This is a genomic window from Kitasatospora papulosa (assembly GCF_000717245.1).
In the GTDB taxonomy this organism is placed as follows: Bacteria; Actinomycetota; Actinomycetes; order Streptomycetales; family Streptomycetaceae; genus Streptomyces; species Streptomyces papulosus.
On record NZ_JNYQ01000018.1, the window covers coordinates 59,564 to 66,078 of the forward strand.

At 72.2% G+C, this 6,515-nt stretch carries 5 protein-coding genes and 1 pseudogene; 4 read left to right on the plus strand and 2 right to left on the minus strand.

From position 1 onward, the window contains the following. The first annotated feature begins 19 nt into the window (after positions 1-19). Positions 20-1,531, plus strand: a complete 1,512-nt coding sequence (gene cobC / locus IA22_RS0130815) for an Rv2231c family histidinol phosphate aminotransferase CobC (RefSeq protein WP_081889904.1) — start codon at positions 20-22, stop codon at positions 1,529-1,531. Between the two features lie 62 nt (positions 1,532-1,593). Here the strand turns inward: cobC and IA22_RS0130820 are convergent, their stop codons facing one another. Both IA22_RS0130820 and IA22_RS0130825 read right to left on the minus strand, forming a co-directional pair. After that, positions 1,594-2,745: an SCO1860 family LAETG-anchored protein gene (locus IA22_RS0130820; RefSeq protein WP_030125481.1), complete on the minus strand. Its 1,152-nt coding sequence runs from the start codon at positions 2,743-2,745 to the stop codon at positions 1,594-1,596. A 322-nt stretch (positions 2,746-3,067) separates the two neighbouring features. Further along, positions 3,068-4,168: an amidohydrolase family protein gene (locus tag IA22_RS0130825; protein WP_030125482.1), complete on the minus strand. Its 1,101-nt coding sequence runs from the start codon at positions 4,166-4,168 to the stop codon at positions 3,068-3,070. Positions 4,169-4,272: 104 nt separating this feature from the next. On the opposite strand from IA22_RS0130825, the gene IA22_RS0130830 reads away from it, so the two are divergent. From IA22_RS0130830 to IA22_RS36605, 3 genes and pseudogenes are all read left to right on the plus strand, one after another. Next, a complete protein-coding gene (locus IA22_RS0130830) occupies positions 4,273-5,379 on the plus strand; it encodes a pyridoxal-phosphate-dependent aminotransferase family protein (protein ID WP_030125483.1) in 1,107 nt (368 codons plus the stop codon). Between the two features lie 337 nt (positions 5,380-5,716). Beyond that, a complete protein-coding gene (gene ectA, locus IA22_RS0130835; RefSeq protein WP_078605624.1) occupies positions 5,717-6,241 on the plus strand; it encodes a diaminobutyrate acetyltransferase in 525 nt (174 codons plus the stop codon). Positions 6,242-6,337: 96 nt separating this feature from the next. Beyond that, positions 6,338-6,515: pseudogene (locus IA22_RS36605) on the plus strand (diaminobutyrate--2-oxoglutarate transaminase); the annotation flags it as partial.

Sequence of the window (6,515 nt, forward strand, 5' to 3'; positions counted from 1 at the left end):
CCCGGAAGGACCGCTCCCCATGACCCGAGCCGAGCTCGTCGTCGGTGTCGGTGCCCGTCACGGCGTCGCCGCCGAAGAAGTGCTCGGGCTCATCCGCAGGACGCTGGCCGAGGCCGGGGCGGCCTCCGCCGACGTGGTCGCCCTGGCGACGCTCGACACCCGGGCCGACGAGCCGGGGATCACCGGCGCCGCGGCGTGTCTGGGGCTGCCCGTCAGGTCGTACCCGGCGAAGGCTCTGGCCCAGGTCCCTGTGCCGCATCCGTCGGCGGTGTCCCTCACCGCCGTGGCCACCGGGTCGGTGGCGGAGGCGGCGGCGCTCATGGACGGCGGTGAACTGCTCGTTCCCAAGCGGAAGTCGGCGTCGGCGACCTGTGCGGTGGCGCGCCGGGGAACGGTGGACGTCACCCGGGCATCGACGAATGGCGCCGAGCCGTTCACCATGGCTGCCATGCTGCCCCCCACGAAGCACACCGAGAACGCCGGGCCCGATCTGCGGCACCACGGCGACGCGGAAGTACGCGGCCTGGATCTGATCGACCTCGCCGTGAACGTACGGACCGGCACGCCACCGGAGTGGCTGCGTCGGCGGATCGTGACGTCGCTCGCGTCACTGGCGGCCTATCCGGACGGACGGTCGGCGCGGGCGGCGGTCGCCGGACGGCACGGTCTGCCCGAGGAGAGAGTCCTGCTCACGGCGGGCGCGGCCGAGGCGTTCGTGCTCATCGCACGGGCCCTGCCGGTCAGCCGGCCGGTCGTCGTGCACCCCCAGTTCACCGAGCCGGAGGCCGCTCTGCGCGCCGCGGGTCACGAGGTGGGCCGTGTGGTGCTCAGCCCGGAGGACGGGTTCCGGCTGGATCCGGCGGCGGTGCCGGAGGACGCGGATCTGGTGGTGGTCGGCAATCCGACCAACCCGACCTCCGTGCTCCACCCCGCGGGCGTGCTGGAGCGGCTGGCGCGGCCGGGGAGGACGCTGGTGGTCGACGAGGCGTTCATGGACGCCGTACCGGGCGAGCGCGAGGCACTCTGCGCGCGCCAGGACGTGCCCGGGCTCGTGGTCCTGCGCAGCCTGACCAAGACCTGGGGTCTCGCGGGTCTGCGGGTCGGCTACGTGCTCGCCGATCCGGCGACGGTCGGCCTGCTCCAGGAGGCGCAGCCGCTGTGGCCGGTCTCCTCCCCCGCCCTGGCCGCGGCGGAGGCGTGCATGGAGCCGCGCGCGCTCGTCGAGGCGGCGGACGCGGCGGACCGGACCGCGGTGGACCGCGCGCATCTGCTGGCCGGGCTCGCCGAGTTCAGCGAGGTGCGGGTGGTGGAGCCGGCCGCCGGGCCCTTCGTGCTGCTGCGGCTGGAGCGCGCGGACGAGGTGCGCGAACTGCTGCGCTCACGCGGATTCGCGGCGCGGCGCGGGGACACGTTCCCCGGGCTGGGCGGCGAGTGGCTGCGGATCGCCGTACGCGACCGTGTGACGACCAACCGGTTCCTGCAGGCGCTGGATCTGGCCCTGCAGGGGCTGCCGCGGAGAGCCGTCGGCTGACGGCCCTCCGGGCACGGAGAGCGGTGCTCCGCCGCGCGGGCACCGCTCTCCGCCGAGGAGGATCAGCCCCGGGCGCGCCTGCGGGCGACGACCGTGGCACCGGCTCCGCCCGCCAGCAGGACGGCGGCGGCGCCCGCGATGTACGGCGTCGAGGAGCCGGCCCCGGTCTCGGCGAGGTCGCCCGAGCCGGCGCCCCGGACGGGGTCGGAGCCGGTCTGGGGCTTCACGTCGACGGGCTCCTCCTTGCCGCCGGTGCCGCCCGTGCCCTGGGCGCCGCCGTCACCTTCGCCGCCGCCGGAGCCGTTGCCGCCGCCCGTCGATCCGCCGTCCGAGACGCCTCCGCCGGAGGTGCCGCCGCCCGCGGTGCCGCCGTTCCCGGAAGCGCCGTCGTCCGAGCCGCCGTTCCCCGATCCCCCGTTGCCCGGACCCCCGTTCCCCGATCCCCCGTTCCCCGATCCCCCGTTGCCCGGACCACCGCTGTGCGAGCCGCCTCCCCCGGGCGTCTCGCACGTCGACTCGGCGAGCGTGATCTCGCCCTCCACCTCGGCGACGTTCAGATCCAGCGGGTTCACCGAGACCCGCAGCCGCAGTGCCGTCGCGGCCGCCGTCCGTGTCGTCGTCTGCGTCCTCGACAGGTCGAGCGTCACCTCACCGACGCCGGGCACGTTCACCTCCGTCGTGCCCCCCGAGGTGAGCCGGGTCCTCTTGCCGAGCACCGTCACCTCTCCCAGCACGTTCGACTCCGCGACCGGCTTGCGGCCCACCTCGCACAGCGCCTTCGAGGTCACCTTCCGCACCTCGATCAGCGAGAGCAGCGGCAGCCCCGGCACGTGCACCCGGGCCGAGGCGAGATGCGTGTACCCCTCCGCCCTGTGCTCGTCGACGGTGGCCTCCGCCGTGGCGACATCGGCCTTCAGCACCTGGACGGGCCGGCCCTTCTCGACGCCGTCGAGCCGCACGCTGAGCGCGGTCCTCTCGGCACGCGCCGGCGCGTGCACCTCGTTGAGCGTGGTCGTGAGCGGCACCCGGACCGACTTACTCAGGAGCGAGACGTCGAGTCCGGCGCGCAGCACGACCGCGCTCGCCTTTCCGTGGCCACCGGCGCCGGTGGCCGGCGTCGTCGCGATGGCTGCCTGCGCGGGGACGGCGACGAGCAGGGCGACGGGAGCGGCGGCGATCGCCAGCACGGCCGGACGGAAGGTGTTGCTGTTCACGATGGTGGAACCCCCACAAGAGACATGGAGCCTCCGGCGCCGTCCAAGGGGGGACATCGCGGGCACCGGTGGCCTCGACTCCGTGAATCTTTACGCACAGAGAGTGAACTGACGGACACCTTACGTCAGTTCACTCCAAAGAGGGGTTTCCGCATACACATTCGAATCCACCGGCACAGGAGTTCCTCCGAATCACCTGTTTCACCGGTCGCGGAGCGCACCCATCGACTGATCCGGAGGCCGCACAGAGGTGCTTCAACGAGAGCCGTGCCCCGGAGTCACCACCGGTCAACACGGCGCCTGTTCCGGCGTCAACCGGCGGTCAGCCCATCACCCGCCCGTTGAGCACCACCGCGCGCGGCGAGGCCAGCACCCTCACGTCGGCCCTCGGGTCCTCGTCGTACACCACGAGGTCCGCCGGGGCGCCCTCCTCCAGCGCGGGCCTGCCGAGCCACCGGCGCGCGCCCCAGGCCGTCGCGGAGAGCGCGTCCAGGGCGGGGATGCCCGCCTTAACCAGTTCGGCGACCTCGTCGGCGATCAGGCCGTGCGCCAGCGATCCGCCCGCGTCCGTACCGGTGAAGACGGGGATCCCGGCGTCGTACGCCGCGCGCACGGTGTCGTACCGGCGCTCGTGGAGGCGTCGCATATGGGCGGACCAGCGGGGGAACTTGGCCTCGCCGCCCGCCGCGAGAGCGGGAAACGTCGCGATGTTGACCAGGGTGGGGACGATCGCCACGCCGCGCTCCGCGAACAGCGGGATGGTGTCCTCCGTCAGCCCCGTCGCGTGCTCGACGCAGTCGATCCCGGCCTCCACCAGGTCCCGCAGCGAGTCCTCGGCGAAGCAGTGGGCGGTGACCCTCGCCCCGAGGCGGTGCGCCTCGGCGATCGCGGCCTCGACCTCACCGCGCGGCCAGCAGGCGGTGAGGTCCCCGGCGTCGCGGTCGATCCAGTCGCCGACCAGCTTGACCCAGCCGTCGCCGCGGCGCGCCTCCTGCGCGACGTAGGCGACGAGGTCACCGGGCTCGATCTCATGGGCGAAGTTGCGGATGTAGCGACGGGTCCTGGCGATGTGCCGCCCCGCTCTGATGATCTTCGGCAGGTCCTCGCGCTCGTCCACCCACCGGGTGTCCGACGGCGATCCCGCGTCCCGGATCAGCAGCGTGCCGGCCTCCCGGTCGGTGAGAGCCTGCTTCTCACTGGTCGCGGCGTCCACGGGGCCCTGGTGGTCGAGCCCGACATGGCAGTGGGCGTCGACGAGACCGGGCAGCGCCCAGCCGGTGAGCGTCACGGCGCCGTCCGCGCCCGGGGGCCTCTCGTAGGTGATCCGCCCGTCCACCGCCCAGAGTCCGTCCCTGACCTCGTCGGGACCGACGAGCACCCGCCCCTTGATCCGCAGCACCGGCGCCGCCTCCTGATCGCTCATGGACAGCACTGTACGAGGCGGCCCGCCGGGGGGCCCGGGAGGTGCTGGGTACCCTCGGACGCAGGCGCTGACCGCGCACCGGCCGACCCGAAGAGAGCAGCACCGTGACGCACCCGTTCCTCGACCTCGCCCCGCTCACCGCCGCGCGTTTCGCAGCGATCGAGCGGCGGGTGGCCGGCCTCCTCGACACCGAGCAGGACGTCGTCATCATGCAGGGCGAGGCTCTGCTGCCCCTCGAAGGCTGCATCCGGGGCGGCGCCCGGCCCGGTTCGGCCGCGCTGAACATCGTGACCGGGCCGTACGGCCGGACCTTCGGCGACTGGCTGCGCGACTGCGGCGCCGACGTCGTCGACCTCTCGGTCCCCTTCCACTCGGCCGTCACCGCCGAGCAGGTCGAACGGGCGCTGGCGGAGCACCCGGAGATCGACTTCGTGTCGCTGGTGCACGCGGAGGCGGCGACCGGCAACACCAATCCGGTCGCCGGGATCGGTGAGGTGGTCCTGGCGCACGGTGCGCTGTTCATGGTGGACGCCGTCGCGTCGGTCGGCGCGGAGCCGCTGCTGCCGGACGCCTGGGGGGTGGACCTGTGCGTCATCGGCGCGCAGAAGGCCATGGGCGGACCCGCCGGGGTGTCCATGGTGTCGGTGAGCCCGCGGGCCTGGGAGCGGATGGCCTCCAACCCGCAGGCCCCGCGCAGGTCCTACCTGTCGCTGCTGGACTGGAAGGCCCGCTGGATCGACGGCGGCCGCAGGACGCTGCCGCACGCACCCGCGCAGTTGGAGATGCTGGCGCTCGACGCGTGTCTGGAGCGGATCGAGGCGGACGGCCTGGACACGGTGATGGCGCGGCACGCGTCGGCCGCGGCGGCGACCCGGGCGGGGGCGACGGCACTCGGCGGCGGTCTGGAGCCGTACGTCCACGAGGCCCGTGACGCGGCGCCGGTCGCCACGACACTGCGCACCCCGGCGGGCGTGGACGCCTCGGAACTGGTCGCCCACGCGCTGGCGGCCGACCCGGCGCTGCCGCTCGTCGCGGGAGGCGGACCGCTCTCCAAGGAGATGATCCGGGTCAACCACTACGGCGTGGACGCGACGCGGGGGACGGTGCTGGCCTCGCTGGCCGCCCTGGGCGCCGCACTCACGGACGCGGGCCGGACGCCCGACCTCGATGCTGCCCGCGCAGCTGTCGGGGAAACCTGGCCGAACAGCTGAATTAAATTCGGCACGCACAGTCGCCGGTTTAGCGACACATAAAGGGGAGCTACTTTATCCGAAGTAGCTCCCCGCATTCTTCTTCCCCCGTTCTTCAGACCTAAACACCACAGTTCCCGCTGATCGGATCCCTGCAATCCAAGCGGATGTCATGAGAGTTACAGCGATGTGACCGAACCCACATCGAGGCCGTTATGACCGATTAATTCAGGACAAACGCACACGATTCATCGCCCCGTCGGGAGGAGTCCGCGCCCGCGTGATAACACAGCGGGCCTTCCCACCCAACCCCTTACGGCGATGCAATTTTGATTTTTGCTGGGTAAATTTAATTTGCATGACCGCCGCACCAGCAGATTTTGCACGTGCCCGAAGCGAATTCCTCAGTATCGACACCCCGCGAGTGGAGGACGGAGCCGCGATCTGGCGCATTGCCCGCGACTCCGAGGTTCTCGACCTCAACTCCTCGTACAGCTACCTGCTGTGGTGTCGTGACTTCGCGGCGACCTCCGTGGTCGCCCGCGACGAGAACGGCGAACCCATCGCCTTCGTGACCGGATACATCCGCCCCGACCGCCCCGAGACGCTCGTCGTCTGGCAGGTGGCCGTCGACCGGGCCCACCGCGGGAAGGGTCTGGCGGCCACGCTGCTGGACGCGCTGACCACCCGCGTCGCCTCCGACCAGGGCCTGACGTCGGTCGAGACGACCATCACGCCGGACAACACCGCCTCCGACCGGCTGTTCACGTCCTTCGCCCAGCGTCACGACGTGCCGCTGGAGCACGAGGTGCTCTTCGACGGGGCCCTGTTCCCCGGAGAGACGCACCTGCCGGAGGTCCTGTACCGCATCGGTCCCTTCTAGGACCTCGACGCCCCTCCGCGCCCCGCCCGGGCGCGGCTTTCCCGGGCACGCCTGACCCGCCGCCCGTCACAACCCCCCTCGAGCAGGAGATCAGCTGTGACCATCACCCCGCCCGCCCTGAGTGTCTTCGAGAGTCTTGAGTCGGAAGTACGCAGCTACTGCCGCAGCTGGCCCGCGGTCTTCGACCGTGCGCAGGGTGCCCGGCTCACGGATGAGGACGGACACTCGTACCTGGACTTCTTCGCCGGTGCCGGGTCGTTGAACTACGGCCACA

Coding starts and splice junctions, on each gene's coding strand:
- cobC (WP_081889904.1), top strand. CDS start 20: ATGACCCGAGCCGAGCTCGTCGTCGGTGTCGGTGCCCGTCACGGCGTC.
- IA22_RS0130825 (WP_030125482.1), bottom strand. CDS start 4,168: ATGAGCGATCAGGAGGCGGCGCCGGTGCTGCGGATCAAGGGGCGGGTG.
- ectA (WP_078605624.1), top strand. CDS start 5,717: ATGACCGCCGCACCAGCAGATTTTGCACGTGCCCGAAGCGAATTCCTC.